Source organism: Paenibacillus tritici, from assembly GCF_018207515.1.
GTDB lineage: Bacteria > Bacillota > Bacilli > Paenibacillales > Paenibacillaceae > Paenibacillus_AQ > Paenibacillus_AQ tritici.
Genome location: NZ_CP073365.1, coordinates 334458 through 353705, shown reverse-complemented (window position 1 = coordinate 353705; position 19248 = coordinate 334458). Strand labels below are relative to the sequence as shown.

Annotated in this window: 15 protein-coding genes; 7 read left to right on the top strand and 8 right to left on the bottom strand. The window is 56.4% G+C overall.

Translation table 11 applies throughout. From position 1 onward, the window contains the following. Positions 1-37 precede the first annotated feature (37 nt). From KDC22_RS01600 to KDC22_RS01590, 3 genes are all read right to left on the bottom strand, one after another. Entirely contained in the window at positions 38-1042 is a 1005-nt protein-coding gene (locus KDC22_RS01600) for a DnaJ C-terminal domain-containing protein (RefSeq protein ID WP_211721859.1), read from the bottom strand. A 293-nt stretch (positions 1043-1335) separates the two neighbouring features. After that, positions 1336-1809: an Hsp20/alpha crystallin family protein gene (locus KDC22_RS01595; protein WP_173135243.1), complete on the bottom strand. Its 474-nt coding sequence runs from the start codon at positions 1807-1809 to the stop codon at positions 1336-1338. 214 nt (positions 1810-2023) lie between these two features. Further along, positions 2024-2575: a GNAT family N-acetyltransferase gene (locus KDC22_RS01590; protein ID WP_211721858.1), complete on the bottom strand. Its 552-nt coding sequence runs from the start codon at positions 2573-2575 to the stop codon at positions 2024-2026. 124 nt (positions 2576-2699) lie between these two features. Between KDC22_RS01590 and pdxR the strand changes: the two genes are divergently transcribed. Further along, the gene (gene pdxR, locus KDC22_RS01585; RefSeq protein ID WP_343221903.1) at positions 2700-4118 is read left to right on the top strand and encodes a MocR-like pyridoxine biosynthesis transcription factor PdxR; all 1419 of its coding nucleotides are present in this window, start codon (positions 2700-2702) and stop codon (positions 4116-4118) included. A 197-nt stretch (positions 4119-4315) separates the two neighbouring features. Here the strand turns inward: pdxR and KDC22_RS01580 are convergent, their stop codons facing one another. Then, positions 4316-5275 (bottom strand): helix-turn-helix transcriptional regulator, encoded by a 960-nt coding sequence (locus KDC22_RS01580; RefSeq protein ID WP_211721856.1) that lies wholly within the window; start codon positions 5273-5275, stop codon positions 4316-4318. A 115-nt stretch (positions 5276-5390) separates the two neighbouring features. Between KDC22_RS01580 and KDC22_RS01575 the strand changes: the two genes are divergently transcribed. Beyond that, positions 5391-5816, top strand: a complete 426-nt coding sequence (locus tag KDC22_RS01575; RefSeq protein ID WP_211721855.1) for a VOC family protein — start codon at positions 5391-5393, stop codon at positions 5814-5816. 113 nt (positions 5817-5929) lie between these two features. On the opposite strand, the gene KDC22_RS01570 is transcribed toward KDC22_RS01575, so the two are convergent. The 3 genes from KDC22_RS01570 to KDC22_RS01560 are packed head-to-tail and all read right to left on the bottom strand — an operon-like array spanning position 5930 to position 7965. Then, positions 5930-6829 carry a DNA-3-methyladenine glycosylase family protein gene (locus KDC22_RS01570; RefSeq protein ID WP_211721854.1) on the bottom strand — a complete coding sequence of 300 codons (900 nt, stop codon included), beginning with the start codon at positions 6827-6829 and terminating at the stop codon, positions 5930-5932. Continuing rightward, positions 6810-7394: a methylated-DNA--[protein]-cysteine S-methyltransferase gene (locus KDC22_RS33700; RefSeq protein WP_211721853.1), complete on the bottom strand. Its 585-nt coding sequence runs from the start codon at positions 7392-7394 to the stop codon at positions 6810-6812. Before KDC22_RS33700 ends, KDC22_RS01570 begins: the two co-directional genes overlap by 20 nt. Then, positions 7375-7965, bottom strand: coding sequence for a bifunctional transcriptional activator/DNA repair enzyme AdaA (locus KDC22_RS01560; RefSeq protein ID WP_211721852.1), 591 nt, complete (start codon positions 7963-7965; stop codon positions 7375-7377). The genes KDC22_RS33700 and KDC22_RS01560 overlap by 20 nt, the downstream gene beginning before the upstream one ends. A 485-nt stretch (positions 7966-8450) precedes the next feature. On the opposite strand from KDC22_RS01560, the gene KDC22_RS01555 reads away from it, so the two are divergent. The 5 genes from KDC22_RS01555 (at position 8451) to hflX (ending at position 16980) form a co-directional block, all read left to right on the top strand. After that, positions 8451-9329, top strand: coding sequence for an AraC family transcriptional regulator (locus tag KDC22_RS01555; RefSeq protein WP_211721851.1), 879 nt, complete (start codon positions 8451-8453; stop codon positions 9327-9329). A 138-nt stretch (positions 9330-9467) separates the two neighbouring features. Then, on the top strand, positions 9468-10361 hold the full coding sequence (locus KDC22_RS01550) for a copper amine oxidase N-terminal domain-containing protein (RefSeq protein WP_211721850.1): 894 nt from the start codon (positions 9468-9470) through the stop codon (positions 10359-10361). A gap of 107 nt (positions 10362-10468) precedes the next feature. Continuing rightward, positions 10469-12100: an SWIM zinc finger family protein gene (locus KDC22_RS01545; RefSeq protein WP_211721849.1), complete on the top strand. Its 1632-nt coding sequence runs from the start codon at positions 10469-10471 to the stop codon at positions 12098-12100. Next, entirely contained in the window at positions 12097-15135 is a 3039-nt protein-coding gene (locus KDC22_RS01540) for a DEAD/DEAH box helicase (protein ID WP_211721848.1), read from the top strand. The genes KDC22_RS01545 and KDC22_RS01540 overlap by 4 nt, the downstream gene beginning before the upstream one ends. Positions 15136-15708: 573 nt before the next feature. Then, entirely contained in the window at positions 15709-16980 is a 1272-nt protein-coding gene (gene hflX / locus KDC22_RS01535) for a GTPase HflX (protein ID WP_211721847.1), read from the top strand. Positions 16981-17168: 188 nt separating this feature from the next. On the opposite strand, the gene KDC22_RS01530 is transcribed toward hflX, so the two are convergent. Beyond that, the gene (locus tag KDC22_RS01530) at positions 17169-19043 is read right to left on the bottom strand and encodes a hypothetical protein (protein ID WP_211721846.1); all 1875 of its coding nucleotides are present in this window, start codon (positions 19041-19043) and stop codon (positions 17169-17171) included. Between the last annotated feature and the right edge of the window lie 205 nt (positions 19044-19248).

The window sequence follows — 19248 nt, the reverse complement described above, 5'->3', positions numbered from 1 at the left end:
TCAGCCGGATAACAAACCGGCGCGTTTATATTCATGATTACCCTGTTGTCGCCCTACGCCGCTGCGCCCCGCCTGAAGGGTGGCGTTTCGCCCCGGCCTGGAAGCTGCCGGAATCGGCAAGCTGCCGGTACAGCTTCTTCTCCGCCTCCGATGTCTCTGCCGGAACGACAATCTCAATCCGGAACAGGATATCACCGTTCGTCCCGTCAGAACGTCTCAGACCCTTGCCGGAGAGGCGCAGCGTTCTGCCGTTCGCCATACCTGCGGGGATCTTCAGCTTAACGCTGCTGCCATCCGGCAGCGCTACCTTGGCTTCCCCGCCAAGCACAGCCTGCCAGGGGGCAATCTCAACTGTGCCGAGCAGATCCCCGCCGTCCGGTTCATAGATATCATGGGGCAGGAGACGCAGCGAGATCAGCAGATCGCCTCCCTGGCCCGCCCCGCTTCCGCCGCCGGGCACCCGGATCACTGTCCCTTCGGCTGAACGTGCCGGAATCTGCACATTCAGGTCCTTGCCGGCCGCCTGTACGCTGATATTGCCGCCTCTGTAGGCCTGCTCCAGGGTAATCTCAAGCTGGGCCTGCATCGTACTGAACTCATCAGCCCATGAACTGCCCCCGGAACGGCCCTCTCCGCTCCCGGAGAAGAAGTCGAAGCCGCTGCGTTCAGCGGCTCCCCGGCTGCCGAAGAACATCCCGAACAGATCCTCCTCGGGGATGCCGCCGGAAGCAGAGGCTCCGCTGCCCCAGTCCGGGCCAAACGGCGATTCCCATGACGCAGAGGAGGCTGCCCCGTGATTCCGCTGCCCCCGCGACCCTGCGTAGCCGGTTCCATAGCGAAGCTCCTCATCATAGCTTCTGCGCTTCTCTTCGTCACCCAGCACCTCATAGGCTTCCGCCGCTTCCTTGAACCTCGCCTCTGCCTCCGGGGCCTTGTTGACATCGGGATGCCATTTTTTGGCCAGCCTCTGATAGGCCTTCTTGATCTCCTGCTTCGAGGCCTGCCTGTCTACGCCCAGATGCTCATAGTAATTTGCCGCCACCGGTACCTCCTCCTTTCGTATAATGGGAACCTCTTACTGCATATCGTCCTGTATCAAGCCTATTCCTGGCCTGGACGATTATTCGCCCTATCCTTCCTCCGGGGAAAAGACGCATTATAGCCGGTAACCCCACTACAATGCGCCTTGATATGATAGTGCTATATGAAAAGCCCGGCGGAATCCTGCTGCCGACTAAGGAACCGGATAGGCCAGCGGCGGCGGCCGCTCAGCCCGGGATTCCCGCGTAAAGCGGCTGCTCCAACCAGACTTGGAAGTCAACCTTCCTCTACAGCTTACTCCAGCTGCTGCGGATCTGAAGCATTCCCGCCATCCTGAATCTCAATCCGTTTGCCCTGCGGCTTCTGCCGCTTCGGAACCTCCAGACTCAGCACCCCGTCCTTCAGAGACGCGCGGATACTCTCTTCAGCGATATCCTGAACGTAGAAGCGGCGCACATATTCACCATACCGCCGTTCCCGGCGCACGGTCTGATGCTCCTTGTTCTCTTCGTTCTTTTCTTCTTTGCGCACGGCCTTGATCGTCAAGTAAGGGCTGGAATAATCAATGTCGATTTCTTCTTTCCGGAAGCCCGGAAGCTCGGCCTCGATCAGATAAGCCCCTTCACTCTCGCGGATATCCGTCCGGAAGGACAACGTGGAGCTTGTCAGCGGTGCGAAGAAATCATCATTGAACACTTCATTCAGCGATTTAGCCAGCGCACCAAATGCATCATCTCTGCGTTTACCAAAAGGAACTAAATCAAACATCATCCATTCTCCTCTCATTTGACTTGTAGTTTTAGTTTGGTCATGGGTTCGACTTTGACTTTGTCTGACCTATGGCTTTATTATAGTCTGCATCCACCGGGATGACAAAACCGGTATAAGCCGAAAATCCGGGAAAATCCGGCGTTTCGGCTCACTTTTTAGGTTAAATTTTAGCATTTTTAAATATTTGACCTTATTTGACCTTTATTCGGCTTTACTTTATATAACGTTCCCGGTATTCACTCTCCAGCATCCCCATCATAACGACATCATGGTATTCATGGTTATAGAACAGCGTCTGGCGCCGCACCCCCTCATGCACAAAACCAATAGACTCATACACATGCGCAGCACGGGCATTATAACTGTAGACCTCGAGCTCAATTCTATGCAGATTCAGAATGCCGAAGCCGTACTCCAGCATCAGCAGCAGCGCCTCACGCCCGTACCCTTGTCCCTGATGCCGCTCATCCCCGATGGCGATCCGCAGATTAGCGCTGCGGTTGTCCGCATCTATATCCATGGCGATATCACCGATGACCTCATCATTCTCCTTCAGAGCAATAAGCAGCAGCACCGTACTGTCATCTCCTGATTTATGCGTGATATATTGCTCAATCTGCTCTTTGGTGACATGCTTCTTCGTCCCTGTTAATCTGCGGACTTCCGTGCCATAGAACATATGGTAATACATCTCAGCGTCTTCCCCGTTAAGCGGGCGCAGATATACCTTGTCTCCTGTTAACAGCCCCGAATGCCTGTTCATTCCCGTCATCTCCTGCCTGTTGTAATAGCTCCTATGGTAAACCAGAACTGCATACTATAAAATATACAAAAACGTCTAATTCCGAAGGACAGAATGAAGGTGAAGGATGCTGCTTGTCCCCGATTTGAATGAACACAGTGAGCTGCCTTACTACATACAGCTCTATAATTATTTGTCAAAAGCGATTCTTGGCGGCTCCCTGGAGAGCGGCGCACGCCTGCCTTCGATCCGCCGTCTTGCAACGCTATGCGGAATCAGCGCAACTCCTGTGGAGCTTGCCTATCAGCAGTTGCTCGCGGAAGGCTTCATCGCCAGCAAACCGCGCAGCGGCTACTATATTCTGCCGGTGCACAAGGGCAACAGCCCTGCGGAAGACGGTGAACGCTTACGTCCGGCAGCCCGCCCGATCACTCCCCGCGATTCGCGGCAGTATACTTATGATTTCCATATATCACGTAATGATTTCTCCCTGTTCCCGCACAAAATATGGCGCAGCCTCTATCAGGAGCAGCTTACGAATCCGGACCTGCTCCAGTACGGCGATCCGCAGGGGGAGCCGGCGCTGCGTCAGAGCATTGCCGCCCATCTGCGGCAATTCCGCGGACTGCGCTGCACAGAGAAGCAAATCGTAGTCGGCGGCGACCAGTATACGCTGTGTTCCCTGCTGTGCCTGATGCTTAAAGAACGGGTGAGCGGGCTGGGAATTGAAGATCCGGGGTATCACCTGCTGCCCGCAGCATTCAAACGCAGCGGTTATATGGTCATGCCCATTCCGCTGGACGAAGACGGTCTGCAAGTAGAGAATTTGTATGCAAGCGGGGCTGACGCCGTATACATCTCCCCTTCCCATCAGTTCCCCCGGGGCATGGCGATGCCGATAGCCAGACGCCTTGCATTGCTGGACTGGGCCCGGTCCACGGGCGGTTACATTATAGAAGATGATTATGACGGGGAGTTCCGCTATCATGGACGGCCTATTCCTGCGCTTCAAGGGCTTATAGCGGACAGTCCAGTCATCTACATGTGCAGCTTCGCGCAGTCGGTGGCCCCCGCCCTGTGCATTCACTATATGGTTCTGCCGGAGGAGCTGCTGCCGCTCTATCACAGCCTGAGAAGTGAGCTGTACCTGGAGCATTCGGCTTCGCGGCTGCATCAGATTGCCCTGCATTATTTCATGGAACGGGGACATTTCGAGAGACACCTGCGCAGGATGCGGCTGCTCTATCAGCGCAAGCATGACCTGCTGCTGCGCTCGATCAGGCAGCATTTCGGCGATGCCGCAGCCGCCAGCGGAGCGGATGCCGGGTTTCATCTTCTCCTGACCCTGACCTCTCCCGCAGCGGGCAGAGCAAGGGAGCTGGCCGCAGCAGCAGCGGAAGCCGGAGGTATCCGTGTTACGCCTATGTCATATACGTGGTGGGATAAGCCGGATTACGATGAGCCGGAATTCATTCTGGGATTCGGCGGCATCGCCGAGGATCTGATTGATGAAGGCATCCGCAGGCTGGCGGAGATATGGCTGAACTATATAAGACGCACTTAAGATTTAAACTTGAAGCTTCATCGTCACTGCGGTGAACATTTGGACTTCCGGCCGCTGTTGTCACCAGATTTCTTGATTTATTCCGCTGTTCGCGGATGAAATCCGGTGACAAAGGCGGACACTACCGCTCCTACAGTTCCAAATTTCCCCTCCGCTTCTTTTGCTTTTTGTTTATTTCTTTAGTGCTTCTTATATAGCTACTTATATCTCGCCAGCATTCCCGTAAGCGTCCGCTTTACCTCCGCCACCAGCTCAGGCGGCTCTTGTACCGTAGCCTCGTCGCAGAGGCCGATCGCAAAACGTGCGAAGAAGCCCAGATCACTCTTCTGGATCTCCCCCTCCAGCCAGCCCGTTCCATCCGCGCGGATATGCAGCAGCGGAGAGGACCATAGCTCGGCTTCGCAGGCTTGAACGCCTCCATGTCCCAATTCAACCCACATCCGCACAAGACTTTCATCCCCCTGCCCCGCATGGCTGCTGTAAACCTCCTTGTTGCCCAGGTGAACATGCCGCAGATCACGTGCTGCCGGCCCCGAACTGTCATATCCGGCAGAGCGAATCCGGTCACAGCGGAATACACGGATATCCCCGCGCAGGAAGCAGTACGCCGGACAATACCATAAGCCGTTATGGGCGTAGATGCCTACCGGCTGAATCCATCTTTCCTTGCTCTGCCCCTTCGATTCATAATGGATCAGCAGCACCTTTTGCCCGGTGGCCGCTTCCAGCAAGAGCGACAGATAAGGGAATTCCGCCTGTCTCACCGGAGTCAGGAAGTCAATCCGGTTCTTCATCTCGTCAATCCGGTCGCGGACATCGCCGGACATATAGTTATAGAATTTATGTTGGGCGGATAATGATTCCTGCTTGAAGGGGAGATACTTGTAGTGGCGCAGGGCATGACTGGCGAAAAATATCGCCACCGCCTCCTCCTCCGTGAACGCAATCGGCGGCAGTATTCTTTCGTTCAGCACCTGATAACCTCCATGCGGCCCCACTTCGGAATAGAGCGGGACGCCCAGCTCCCCCAGCTCCTGCAAATCCCTGAGAATGGTCCGGGAGGAGACATTGAATTCGTCGGCCAGCTCTTTGACGGTGAATTTCCGCTTGCGGTTGACGGTCATCATCAGATCCAGCAGCCTTTTGGACTTAGACATAGGCTTCACTCCATTTATTATTCTAACTATGACAATACCTGTCACTATCATAGACTACACTATAATCAAGCCGGTTAGCTAAGGCAAATTGAACATCCTAAGGAGCGAATTAGACATGACCCTGCAAATCAACCCTTTTATTCTCGTGGACGGTACAGCAAGCGATGCCATTGCCTTTTATCAAGAGGCACTAGGCGCTGAGCTGCTCTTCAAGCAAACCGTGGGCGAAGGCCCGCAGAACCCCGACTCCCCCATGACCGATCAGGAAAAAGCGCGTATTGCCCATTCCGTCCTGCTGGTGGGCGAAACCAAGTTTTTTGTTGCAGATCAGGAGGTTGGCCAGCCGCTGAGCTATGGCAATGCCATCACCATCTGTATCACAGCGGATACCGCAGATGAAGCGCAGCAGCTGTACGACTCGCTTAAGGCAGGCGGAACGGTGGATATCGAGCTGGCTCCGGCTTATTTCAGCCCCGCCTTCGGCATGGTTACCGACAAGTACGGTGTATGCTTCCAGATCTTCACGAAGCGGGCGCAATAAAGCTCCGTCGGGCCGGGTGAATTCTTCAGGTGCAGGATACAAAAAGCACTGTCTCCCGGAATCTCCGGTGAGACAGTGCTTGCTGCCGTGTGCGGCAATATTCTTGGCGCACGCTAATATAATGCCCGCCACAAATAGAAGGTGGCGTATGCCTCCCAGCCCTGCCAGGGCCGGGCCAGGACGAGCAGTTCCGCAGGCGTAGGCTTGCGGTCCATGCCGGTGAGGAACTTGATCACGTTCTGCAGACCGACATCGCCGACAGGGAATGAAGAGCTGTCCCGCAGGCAGCGCATCCGGACATACTGCGAGGTCCACGGGCCGATCCCGCGGATCTTCAGCAGCCGTTGCTCGGCGTCTGCCGGGGACGGGAGCGCCAGCAGCTCCTCCCGGCTTAGCTCTCCGCTTGCGATCAGCGAGGCGACCGTGAGGATCGTCTGCGCTTTGCTGCGGGTGAGCTGCAAGGCACATAATTCCTCGATCTGCACCTCCGCGAAGACCTCCGGTCCGGGGAACCGGTAATAGGTCTGCCCTCCCTGCTCCAGAGATTCTCCATACACCTCGGTTAGGCGATGCTTGAGCCTGTAGGCAAAAGCCAGATTGACCTGCTGGCCCAGTATCGCCCAGCATAATGCCTCGAACAGATCCGGGATGCCGATAATCCGCAGCCCCCGGTGCTGGCTGACCAGCGGCCGGAGCAGCGGATCTGCTTCCGCCAGCCGGTAGAACGGGGTAAGATCGCGGTCCAGATCGAACCACTCTACAATATAACGGGCCAGCCATTCCTGCTCCAGGACGCCGGGAACAGACCCATGGAGCAGAGTTACGCTCAGCCTGTTCTCTTCAGACACGTTAAGCCGGATCAGGACCGGGCCGTCCTCCAGCTTGAACATCCGGGTCACTCCCGCCTCATCCGTGCGGAACAGGCATTCCAGCGGCGAACGGTTCATGTACTCCAGACAGGCGTCCAGGCTGAAATCCTCCGGCAGCGGCAGCTCAAAAAGCAAATCGTTCATGGCCCGCCGCCTTCACATTTAGAATCCCTTCCAGCTGAAGCAGCTCCTGCTTGAGCTGCAATCCGCCCCGGTAACCGGTTAAGGTGCCGTTCGCGCCGATGACCCGGTGGCAGGGCACAATAACCGGCACCGGGTTCTGCCCGTTGGCTGTGCCGACAGCCCGGACGGCGAGCGGTCTTCCGATCCGTTCAGCCAATTCCTTGTAGCTGGCAACCTCTCCATGCGGGATCGTGAGCAGCCCGCGCCAGACCTCCTGCTGAAAGGGTGTGCCCCACAAGTCTAGCTCCACACTGCTGAAATCTACCGGTTCTCCGGCAAAATAACGCTGGAGCAGTTGCACGGCGCCAAGCTGTTCAAACCTTACAGCATCTTCAAGGAACTCGCTGTGCGGAGCATATTGGTTCAGCCAGGGAGCCGGCAGGCGTCTTTCATCCGCCTGATAAGAGATACGGATAAGCCCTTTCTCACTGGCCCATAGGGTCCACTCTCTATTCCCCAGGTTCAGGGTATGATGATAGATCACGGTTTTGCTTTGACTTTGACTTTTATTCCGGCTTGGGTTCATGCGGTCTTCCTCCTTCGTTATGCTTCATGCGGTAGTCTGTAGGGGTCAGCCCCGTCTTCTTCACGAACCAGGCGGCAAAATGGGAGGGTGTACGAAATCCCACGGCCCCGGCTACTTCAGCCATTCCCGTCTCTGTCTCCGTCAACAGCCTGCTGGCTTCTTCCGCGCGCAGGGCATCCAGTCTGGCCGCAGGCGACTGGCCCGTTACCCGCTTGTAGGTCCGCTGCAGATGGAACGGGCTGACCTTCAGCTCTGCGGCCATGGACTGCAGAGTCAGCTTGCTGCCGAACTGCCCGTCCATGATGGCATCCGCCTGCGCCGCCAGCACCGCGTCCGGCCGGAGGACGCCGCCTTCTTCGGGGCGGCATCTTTTGCAGGGCCGGAAGCCTTCCCGGATGGCCTCCTCCAAAGAGCCGTAGAACACCACATTGGCAGCCTTCGGTGTTCTGGCCCGGCAGGAAGGCCGGCAGACAATATGCGTCGTCAGCACCGCTGTATAATAAACACCGTCATAGGTCGGCTCGCGCCGCACCACCGAATCGTAAATACGCTCAAATAATTGCGGTTCCATCCCTGATCACCTCTTACAGCCAGTATAAACGATTCGTTTTGGCTTATGCAGCCTATTGGGATAGGAGAGCAAGATTACGACAGCCGGTATCGCTCAGTGATACTGTGACGAATTCGCATTTGCCGGCAGATTACGTATTGAGACTAGGCCGTTCTTCGGGAGCAAGGCTTCACGCCACAAGCAAATGGATAAACGTATCTTAATTCCTCGATTTTCCAAGGATGTGAGGAAGCAAGTGGAAAAACAGCATTTATTAATGCTAGTATTGGCTACTGGGCTTGAAATGGGAGAAATTAAGTGTTGTTTATCCAACTACCGGTTCATCACGGTCCATTCGCTCATTAGCAAGTGTACAAAATCCAACTGCTTCTGCCGCCATAATATCCGCTCTTAGCTAATACCTCTGTTGGACAAATCAAAGCACTCCCGGTCAGGAACCGCCCTGCCGGTTTCTCTACAATGAAATTGAAAGGAGAGGTGAGGATTTGGAGACGATACGGCTGCTACAGCAGGCGATTGATTATGTGGAGCATAACTTGCACTCCGCCATTGGGGTGGAGGATATCGCGGGAGCCGCGATGACCTCGAAGTACCATTTTCAGCGGATGTTCCATGCCTTGACGGGCTTCACCGTTACAGAGTATGTACGCAACAGACGGCTTACGCTGGCGGCGGAAGAGCTGGCCGGGACGGACGGCAAGGTGATCGACATTGCGCTGAAGTATGGTTACGAGACCCCGGAGTCCTTCGCCAAGGCGTTCCAGCGTGTGCATGGGGTGACTCCGAATATGGCGAAGAAAAAGAACGTGAAGCTCAAATCGTTTTCCCGCATCTCCTTTCAAATTCAAATTAAGGGAGAGACCGAAATGGATTATCGGATCGTGGAAGAAAAGGGTTGTCATGTGATTGGAAAAGAGGTCATTGTCCGCCAGGATGCTTATACAGAAATCCCGGCATTCGTAGAGATGATCTGGAAGGATGGTACGCATGACCGGATTAACGAATGTGCCGGAAGACCTGCGGGTTCGCTGCTGTTCGGCTATTATTACGACTTCAACGAGGACGGGACAAAACGTTATCTGATGGGGACTGAACTGCCGGATGGACAAGAGGTGCCAGAGGAGCTTGTCAGCCTGACTGTGCCTGATCAGACCTATGCCGTATTCGATAGCCGGGATACCTATTCTGATGACACTGAGATGGGAATGGAGATCCTGAATGTGTGGCGGAGAATCTATTCCGAATGGTTCCCGTCAGCGGGTTTTGAACAAGTGGAAGGACCGTGCATGGAGAAATACTACTGGACTGATGACAGCCATGAAGAATCTATCTGCGAGGTGTGGATTCCGGTGGTGAAGAAATAAAATTGAAGCGCGCCAAACAAACCAAACCTTCCCTATGCCATGACGGCGTCTGGAAGGCTTTTTTCGTCCAATCTTTAACATCCGCCGGAATTCACGATATAATCAATAGATACAAAAATTGGAAGTAATTGATGATCTATGTCCATTCTTAAGAGGATACTTCCTGTCTGTTTAATCATCTTATTGCTGCTTCCGAATATTAGTTCAACTGCCGCTGCTGCCAGCCCTACCCGATCCACAACAAGAGCTATACATGTTAACATCAATGGTGCTTTCATTTCTACTGACAGTAACCCGTTCATTCAATCTGGCAGAATCATGATTCCAATCCGAACGCTGGCTTCCTTAGGGCTCGAATATTCTTGGGATGCTATAGAGCATACAGTAACGATTACGAATGCTTCCCATGATATTTTTCAAATGACTCAGGGCCAGCCCATCGCTTATAAGAATGGACAACCTGTTCAAATGGATAGCGAGGCCAATAATTATAACGGACGGATCATGGTTCCTGCCAAGTTTGTCAGTGAGGCGTTTGGATATAAGGTGTACTATGACAAGATAAGAGAGATTGTATTCATTCAATCCGGGAATTTCACTCGTGATGCCCAGGCCGTCTATTCAGCAGATCTCAAGCAGGCGCGCCTGGCGGCCATTTCATTGCCGATTCTCTACTCTTTCCAACCTGGCACCAGCACACAAAGTGATCCATCCCAATACTATACGTATTCCTTTGCTTCCGGCGACGCCACCCGCTATACCTACAGCAACGGAGAAATAAGGACAGTAGTTGAGATTACTGAAGGAACAGCTACAGCCGTATGGCAAGTGTCGGAGGCAGATATCCCCGGTTATCCTGCGACTACGTTTGGCGGAATGAAGCCGGAGTATATTTCCGATCTGTTTAAGGATTCTTTTAGTTATAACAACGGTGTTTATAGCAGTTATCACACCCTCAGTGATGGCACTGTACAAAAATTGAAATACTCAGGCCTTAATTACGTCGATATTGTTCGTGCGATTCCCGAGTAACCGTCCTGTCTGCCAAGTTTAGCCTTTCCGAAAAGACCCGAATGGCCCGGCGCAAAAATGATATAATTGAACTCTGAATACCAATCTGCTACAGGAGAACGATAGCGATGCAGCCAACTTACATGGACGATGCCGGGTGGGACAAGCTCATCTCGGAGGTAGCCCAATCTTTCGATGATCTGACCCTGAAACGGGGATTTCAATATTATAAACAAAAACGCCTGCACGCCTTCAAGATGATGACAGACCGGGAAATCATGTGCATTGTAGAGGGCCGGGAAGATTATGTCACAGCGGTTAAGCTGGACCATCTGCCGGAGAGCCGCTGCGGTTGTCCCGTATCCGGGATGTGTAAGCATATGGCCGCTGTGCTGATGCAGTATGCGGAGGATCAGGAGCGGCCTGTGCATTCCATTGCCAATGCCAAGGCGCTTGTAGACCGGCCTAAGATCCCTGCCAAGGCTCCCGCCGTTCCGGGACGGCGCGGCGAACAACTGAAGAAGCTGGCCGCGCTGATTCCCGGGGCTACCGTGCAGCAGTGGCGTGAGTACATGGCACTTATTCTGGAGCCGTTGATCCATACAGTGCGTAACCCGCAATATGCCGACCGGGGGCTGGCCGCCATCACCGGGGCTGCGCCCAAGCTGTCTCCCGCTGCCGGCAAGCTGTTCAAGCTTCATGCCCATCTCTGTGTACTGGAGAGCCTGATTAAGCCGGGAGGACAGCCGCTGGCAGCAGGCCTCTCCACCCTCAGCTATTCGGTCGGCTACTACACCTCCATTGCCGTATCCGATCTGCAAAAGCAAATCCTCCAGATGATGAAGCAAAGTCTGCCGCTGGCCGAAGCCCCCGAAGAATGGCCCAGAGTCTACGATACGATTGCCTATCTGCGGGGCGAGATGCTGGCTGAGGTCCGTGACCGTTCAAGGGAACAGCCTTATCTCGCTAACTGTTATTCCCTGCTGTGGAACCATTGGATTACACCAAATCTAAGCGGACCGGAGCTGTATGCCAAGGAGCTTGTGGAGCTGAAGCAGGCAGGGGAAGCGTTAAGCACCTCTGCCTCCCGCCATGCCCTGCTGCTGGCCGAGAGCCGGATGCATGTGTTCCTGCATGAGGATGCCGCCGCTATGGAGAAGCTGCGCACTGCAGCCGAGCATCCCGGGCTGCACCCGCAAGAGGTGATGGACTTCCTCTCTCCACTGGCTGGAGCCCGGCAGTGGGAGCGGCTTACAGACTGGCTGGCTATGACCGGACCGCTGCTAAGCAGCAGGCTGTACAATCTGCAGGATTATGCCGAATACTGGGACGATGCCATCCATTATCTGCCCGAAGCGGAGCCCCGGATGTGGGAGACGCTGTCCGGTATGCTGCCGCTGTCGCGCGAGATCTATGAGGAACAGCTCCTGGCCTACGGCAAATGGCAGGAATGGATGGATATACAGCTATCCTCCGGACACCGGCCGGCCGACTTCCGGGTAAGCGATCTGCAGCCGGTAGAGAAGAATGCGCCGGAGCTGCTTCTGCCGTTCTATCATCAGGCGGTGGAACGATTCGTGCTGGAGAAGAACCGGCATGGCTACAAAGCGGCCGTGAAGCTGTTGAAGCGTCTTGCCAAGCTGTATAAAAAAACAAAACGCGAAGCGCGCTGGAACGAGTTCCTGGACGGTTTTCTGGACAGGCACAGCCGGCTGCGCGCCCTTCAGGAGGAGCTGCGGAAAGGAAAACTGATTCCATGAATACAATGATGCGCAATATTACGGTCCAGCTCGCTTTGAGCCAGTATGGGGACGCGCTGATCTATGGCGTGGATGACCGGGATGATTATGTTCCCGGTGTCCAGCTCAAGCAGCTGCTGTTCGCCTGGCATGAAGAATCCTTCTACGGCACGGAGCTTAGTCTCTCGAAGGCCGATGAAGTGGAGCTGATCGTGCTTCCTGCGGAGCAGGTCCTTCCATTCTTCGCCGGCCTCCGGCTGCTCCGGCATGTCGGCTGGAGCTGGCAGGGCGATGCGAAGCTGTTAACCCGGCTGGCCCCGCTGCTGGCGGGCGTACTGGAGTCTAAACAGTATGCCCCCAGCCTCCCGGCCTTCCGTGAAGGCCAGCTCCGCTGGACCTGGGGGGAGCAGGCGCTGGCGGAAGCCGCCGAAGCGAACTGGGACGATGCAGCGGCGCTGCACAGTCTCCAGGAGCGCAGCGGGTTCACCGAAGGGCTGCAGGCCGCCTTCTCTGCGGCGGTCTTCCAGCGGTATTACAGCGCCGAGGCGCAGGCCGGTGACCTGCGCAGTGAATTCCCGCTGCTGTTCAGCGGGAACCCGGCCGCAGCGGCCGGGATGGACGAAGACAGCTGGCTGATGTCCATCGGCTGGAAGGCAGACACCGCGCCGTTCCGGCCGGTGGTGCAGCTGCTCGAGCCTGACGATGAGCTGCCGCACTGGCGGCTCCAGCTTCTCTTGCAGGACAAGCGCGACGAGTCCGCGCTTGTGCCGCTGCGGCTCACCGGGGACGGCGAGCCGCACGGCGATTGGCCCGATGCGTGGACAGAGCATGTCCACGAGCGGGCGGGCGGGTGGCTGTCACGGCTGCGTGACAGCCTGCCGGAGCACATCGGGCGCGGGGCCGATGTGCTGGCAGAGCCGCTGAGCGACGCGGTCGCGTGGCGGTTCCTCACGGCCGACAGCCGGCTCCTGCTGGAGGCCGGCTGGCAGGTGCTGCTGCCGGCGTGGTGGGAAGCCGCCAGCCGCAGGAAGCCGCGCCTGCGCGCGAAGATCAGCTCCGGCACCGCCGAGGGCAGCCGCGGGCAGTCGCTGTTCGGTCTTGATGCACTCGTCGATTTCGACTGGCGCATCTCCATCGGCGACGCCGACCTGTCGGAGGCGGAGTTCGCCGACCTCGTGGCGCGCGGGGAACGCCTCGTCCAGTTCCGCGGCAGATGGATTCCGCTGGACCCTGCGCTGCTGGCGCAGATTCAGCGGGCCATGGCCGGGATGGACAAATCACGCGGCTTATCCTTCCAGGATGTGCTGCAGCTGCACCTGCTGAACAGCGGGGCAGACGGCGATTCGGAGGAAGCGGACGCGCTGCGTGCGGAGGAAGAAGCTGAACGCGTCCGGCTGGAGGTCGAGCTGAACGAGCATCTGGTGACGCTGATCGGCCAGCTCGGGCAGCGCAGCCAGTGGCCGAAGCCGGAGATTCCGGCCGGTCTGCATGCCGAGCTTCGCAGCTACCAGCATGAAGGCTTCGCCTGGCTGGTGTTCCTGCGCCGCTTCGGCCTTGGCGCTTGCCTGGCCGATGATATGGGGCTCGGTAAGACGGTGCAGCTGATTGCTTACCTGCTCCACTTGAAGGAGCAGGAGGCGGAAGCGGCTGCTTCCGGCGCACCCGTAGCCCGGCGGCAGACCGAGCCGGCCGGATGGCCTTCGCTGATCATCTGCCCGACCTCGGTGCTCGGCAACTGGCAGAAGGAGCTGCAGCGCTTCGCGCCTTCCCTGAACGTGATGCTTCACTACGGAAGCAGACGGCTGGATGCCGGATATTTCTACGGCGCCGCTTCGCAGGCGGATGTAGTCCTCACCTCCTACGCGACCGCAGCGCTGGACCAGGAACTGCTGAAGCAGTTCACCTGGGCTACCGTATGCCTGGATGAAGCGCAGAATATCAAGAATGCCGGAACGAAGCAGTCCGCTGCGGTACGCAGCTTCCCGGCCCTGCACCGGATTGCCCTGACCGGGACCCCGATTGAGAACAGGCTGTCTGAGCTGTGGTCGATCTACGATTTCATCACGCCGGGATACCTGGGCAGTCCCAAGGGGTTCCAGGACCGGTTCGCAAATGCTATTGAGAAAGAGCGGAATGCCGAGCGGACCGCAGATTTGCAGCGGCTGGTCAAGCCGTTCATGCTGCGCCGCAAGAAGAAGGACCCGGCGATTCAGCTCGACCTGCCGGATAAGAATGAGATGAAAACCTATATTAACCTGACCGCCGAGCAAGCCGCTCTCTACGACCAGAATGTGAACAGCCTGCTCGAACGGATGCAGAAGCTGGAGGGCATTGAACGCAAGGGGGCCATTCTCGCCGCCTTGACCAGCCTGAAGCAGCTCTGCGACCACCCGATGCTGCTGACCAAGGAGGCGCTGCCTGAGCCGGAGGCGGGCCATGTTCTGGATACCAGCGCCTTGATCGAACGCTCCGCCAAGCTGGAACGGCTGCTGGCGATGGTCCGTGAGCTGCGCGAAGAGAATGAGCGCTGCCTGATCTTCACCCAGTATGTCGGCATGGGCAAGATGCTCCAGGCCGTACTCCAGCAGGAGCTGCAGGAGCCGGTGCTGTACCTGAACGGCAGCACCCCGAAGAGCACACGCGACCGCATGATTGAGCGGTTCCAGGCGCCCGCGCCGCCCGCAGGCGAAGCCGCGGCCAATGCCGCCGGATATCAGCCGTCCGATCAGCCGAATGTATTCATTCTCTCGCTCAAAGCAGGCGGGGTCGGACTCAACCTGACGGCTGCCAATCATGTGTTCCACTTCGACCGCTGGTGGAATCCGGCCGTGGAGAACCAGGCCACCGACCGGGCCTACCGCATGGGCCAGACCCGGGATGTGCAGGTGCACAAGTTCATCTCGCTCGGTACGCTGGAGGAGAAGATTGACGAGATGCTGGAGAGCAAGCAGCAGCTCAGCGACGATGTAATCTCCGGCTCCGAAGGCTGGATCACCGAGCTGTCTACAGATGCCCTGAAGGATCTGTTCACGCTGCGCCGGGAATGGGTAGGATAGGATGAGATCAGAAGCCCCTGGCCCATTCAGAACTGGAGGTTGTTGCCAGATCAGGACCGGTGTGCTAAAATCAACTTAACTTTTTTAGAACGGAGGGTTGCGTGTGATAGACTATATCCGGATTCGTACTTTACGCGGCTAATTACATTCTCATAGCGCGAAAGCTCTGCCTTGTGCAGAGGACTCAGGATAGGTCTGTCCATAAATAGCAACCCATAAGCATTGCATTCCATAGATAATACCTGCTAATCCGCTGCCGTGCAGCCGGTAACCAAAACCGTTACACTGTCCTTATATGAGGGTTTCTCCTCCTATTCAGGATAATTTGTACCGGCATCAAGGAACCGGGGTACCGGCAGGATATGCAGGTATGCCTCTTGGCCGCCGGAATTTCCACCCTCCGGCTGCGGTTCTGTACTTCATGGTGTCTATGGATATGCCGGGCTGTATAGCTGCTCCCGTATAGCGGGCTATACTTGGACCTTATTCTGTTGTTCCTCAATTTACTGTTAGCACAGGCAGACTGCCTGTGCTTTTTTATGCTCAAATTACACTTTGGAGGTTGATCTATATATGGAATCCGTACTACAAAAAGCAGTCATCGTCGGTGTACAGCTACAGCATGACACGAACTTCGCTTATTCGATGGAGGAGCTTCGTAACCTCGCAGCCGCCTGCGAGATTGAGGTAGTGGCTGAGCTGAGCCAGAAGTCCAGCCGGGTGAACCCTTCTCATTATCTCGGGACCGGCAAAATCCAGGAGCTGGCGCTGCTCATGGAGCAATACGAAGCGCCTATCGTCATTTTCAACGATGAGCTGTCACCGTCCCAGATCCGCAATCTGGAGTCCGCGCTGGACCGCCAGGTGATTGACCGGACCATTCTGATTCTGAATATCTTCGCGCAGCGGGCCAAGACCAAGGAAGCCCAGCTCCAGGTAGAGGTCGCCCAGCTTCAGTATATGCTTCCCCGCCTGACGGGGCTGCGTGAGTCTCTTGGACGACAAGGGGGCGGAGCCGGTCTGAAGAATAGAGGGGCCGGGGAAACCAAGCTGGAGCTGGACCGCAGACGGATCGAGGAACGGATCTCTGTGCTGCAGCAAGAGCTCCAGACCCAGGTCTCCCGGCGCCAGATCCAGCGCAAGCAGCGGCATAAGAATGAGGTGCCCGTCGTCTGTCTGGTCGGCTATACCAATACCGGGAAGTCCAGCTTAATGAACACACTGGTGGAGACCTATCATCCCGGCTCAGGCAAAGGGGTGCTCGCCAAGGATATGCTGTTCGCGACGCTTGAGACCTCGGTGCGCAGCATTGCGCTGCCCGATCACAAAACCTTCCTGTTAACCGATACCGTAGGCTTCGTAAGCCAGCTGCCCCATCATCTGGTTAAGGCCTTCCGCTCGACACTGGAGGAGGTAACCGAAGCTGATCTGCTGATTCATGTCGTAGATATTTCCGATCCGCAGCATGAGCAGCATATGGCTGTAACAGAGGAGACCCTGAAGGCACTGGGCGCTGACGGAATCCCCACCTTATATGCCTATAACAAAGCCGATCTAAGGGATGAGCCTTATCCGCAGGTAGGGGAGGATTCGGTAACCCTCTCGGCTAAGAAAAACCGCGGAATTGCCGAGCTGGTCACGCTGATCCGCAGCCGCATCTTCACCGACTATATCCAATGTGAGATTCTGGTCCCGTTCGACCGGGGCCATATTGTCTCCTACTTCAATGAACATGCCGATGTGCAGTCCGTCAGCTATGAAGAACAGGGCACTCGCCTGAAGCTGGAATGCCGGGCCGCTGATGTGGAGCGGTTCAGAGATGAGTTTGTAGAGATTTCTCAATAAAATCTTCCCCTCCGCTTCTTTTGCTTTTTGTTATTTTCTTCAGTGCGTCTTATATATAGTATGTAAAAGAGCGGGTCCCAGTAAGAACACTGGGACCCGCTCTTTGTGTTGTCTATTCAGGTAGTGCAGGCGGGAATACCTCCGCCCATGTAACGCTTGAAAGACCGTAGGCTGCGCACTTGTCATGCTTAGCCTGCCGGTCCGGGACGCAGGTTAAGCACAAACTCTCCTTTAGCTGATGTCTCTGCTATCTCTGCTGTCCCTACTTTCTCTACCGTTTCTCCATTCACTCCCCTCCCTCTAGTCTCTCCATTCACTCCCTTCTCTCTGTTCTCGCTATTCTCTCCGTCTTCTCCATTCTGCCTGTTCTTCCCGTTCTGTCCGTTCTGTCCGTTCTGTCCGCCGCTCACCCGCAGCCTGCCCCCGTCTGCCATCTCCAGAACGGGGGCCGTACCCTTCGCGCCGTCTCCCTGTACCTCCAGGGAGGACACAAGCGCCGCCTGCTCCAGAGAGGTGAAATCAATGCTTCTGCGCGGACCGGAATAGAGCATCCTGTCGATATTTATCCGGCCGCCCGTCCTGTGTACTTCCCACGAGCGGCTGTGCGCTGCTTCTTCCGGTCCGATGAATGCGATAAACCAGGTTCTCAGATCAAACTCAGTCCCTCCAATGATGATGCTCGCCCCGTCATCCGTCGTTACGGCGGTGACTCCATCCAGACAGCCGCCAATCTCCAGCCGCAGCCGCAGGTCCGCAGCCTCAATGACGCCGGAGATCCGGTCCAGATTGGGATGGGTATCGCCGCCGTCCGTAAGGAAGTCGATGCCAAACAGCATATATCCCGCTTCCTGCAGCGCCTGAAAACGTACAGAGCAGTAGTCATAGCCGTCATGCAGGCAGCGGAGACGGATATAGGCGGGCTGGCCGTGATTGTCCGCATAGACCAGCAGCGGCCGTCTTTGGTTCCACAGGTCGCTATGGGTGAAGGAACCCATGCTCCACTGCGGAGTCATATAAGTGACCGCCCATTTGCCGCCGCCCCCTGGCTCCTCCCCTTCCAGCCGTTGTCTGACTTCCTTCGTCTCAGGGATCGTGAAGCCATTCAGGTAGGCGGTCGGACAGTGCAGGCCGCTCTTATACCATTCTTCCTGGTAAGGCAGCTCCTCCCAGGGGAAGAACATCACTGCTCCTCCCGTCGCCAGCTGCAGACAAGCCTGGCTCTGCTCATCCAGCAGCGCCCCGTAGCTGCGGGAATGCGGCCCGGACCACTGGGCCGTGGCAGGGTGATAATAACCTGCGACAGTCTTCCAGGTCAGGTCAAGCAGCTCCCCGGTCAATGCCTTCACCCCGGCGTCCGTAGTCCCGGAGCGAAGCTTCGACAGCTCCAGAAGGGCAATATAGGTGTAGACCGGGCTGTTATATTCCTGAAAGGCCCCATGCTTCAGGGTATGAACATGCAGCTTCCTAAGCCGCTCCAGCCCATATTCGGCATACTCCTCACGCCCCAGCACCTCCCCGGCAATTCTCGTGACAAAAGCTCCAATGATCGCAATATTGGTATAATCAGGGCCGACATTCCGCCGGATAATGGCTTCGCAGGCGTACTCAATGGAACGGGTCACCGCTTCCAGCAGATCGTCCGGGAAGCGGCAGCCGTGGCGTGCGATGGCCTGCACCAGCCGGCTGCCGCAGAAGTCGGCCCAGTTCCAGTCCGGAGGCGCCATCTGATCCAGCGGCTCCTCATAGAACCAGGACCAGATTCCGAAGGTATCATGGCTCCGGTCGGTATCCTGCAGGGAGATCACCTGCCGGATGATATCGAATGCGCGCTGTTCATAACCGGTCAGCTCCGTGTCGAGCAGCCCGAGCGCATAGGTGAGCGAATCTCTGGTGGAATGGATAAATTCCGCCTGCTTCAGCGTCGTATGATACCCCGGACTGCTGAACGGGGAGCGCAGCATGCGGAGGTCCGGATCATAACGGGCTTCCTGCCCGGCCATCGTGCGAATCAGCAGCGGCAGCTGATCAATCTCTTCGTTCACAGGCTCTGCGGTTTCCTTCACTTGATCCTCCTGCCTCTCCTTCAACCTTCAAAGGTACCGTCCACCCTCGGATGCTTTGGATAGTGTATATAAAACACACCTAAGTCTTGAACTTGAAGCTTTGTCGTCACTGCGGTGAACATTTGGACTTCCGGCCGCTGTTGTCCCCAGATTTCTTAATTTGAACCACTGTTAGCGGGTGAAATCCGGTGACAAAGGCGGTCGC

Bases quoted from the DNA above. Each gene is read 5' to 3' on its own strand.
- KDC22_RS01570 (WP_211721854.1), bottom strand. From the start codon at position 6,829: ATGAACGATTTGCTTTTTGAGCTGCCGCTGCCGGAGGATTTCAGCCTG.
- KDC22_RS01575 (WP_211721855.1), top strand. From the start codon at position 5,391: ATGACCCTGCAAATCAACCCTTTTATTCTCGTGGACGGTACAGCAAGC.
- KDC22_RS01595 (WP_173135243.1), bottom strand. From the start codon at position 1,809: ATGTTTGATTTAGTTCCTTTTGGTAAACGCAGAGATGATGCATTTGGT.
- KDC22_RS01560 (WP_211721852.1), bottom strand. From the start codon at position 7,965: ATGGAACCGCAATTATTTGAGCGTATTTACGATTCGGTGGTGCGGCGC.
- KDC22_RS33700 (WP_211721853.1), bottom strand. From the start codon at position 7,394: ATGAACCCAAGCCGGAATAAAAGTCAAAGTCAAAGCAAAACCGTGATC.
- hflX (WP_211721847.1), top strand. From the start codon at position 15,709: ATGGAATCCGTACTACAAAAAGCAGTCATCGTCGGTGTACAGCTACAG.
- KDC22_RS01590 (WP_211721858.1), bottom strand. From the start codon at position 2,575: ATGAACAGGCATTCGGGGCTGTTAACAGGAGACAAGGTATATCTGCGC.
- KDC22_RS01540 (WP_211721848.1), top strand. From the start codon at position 12,097: ATGAATACAATGATGCGCAATATTACGGTCCAGCTCGCTTTGAGCCAG.
- KDC22_RS01545 (WP_211721849.1), top strand. From the start codon at position 10,469: ATGCAGCCAACTTACATGGACGATGCCGGGTGGGACAAGCTCATCTCG.
- KDC22_RS01580 (WP_211721856.1), bottom strand. From the start codon at position 5,275: ATGTCTAAGTCCAAAAGGCTGCTGGATCTGATGATGACCGTCAACCGC.
- KDC22_RS01550 (WP_211721850.1), top strand. From the start codon at position 9,468: ATGTCCATTCTTAAGAGGATACTTCCTGTCTGTTTAATCATCTTATTG.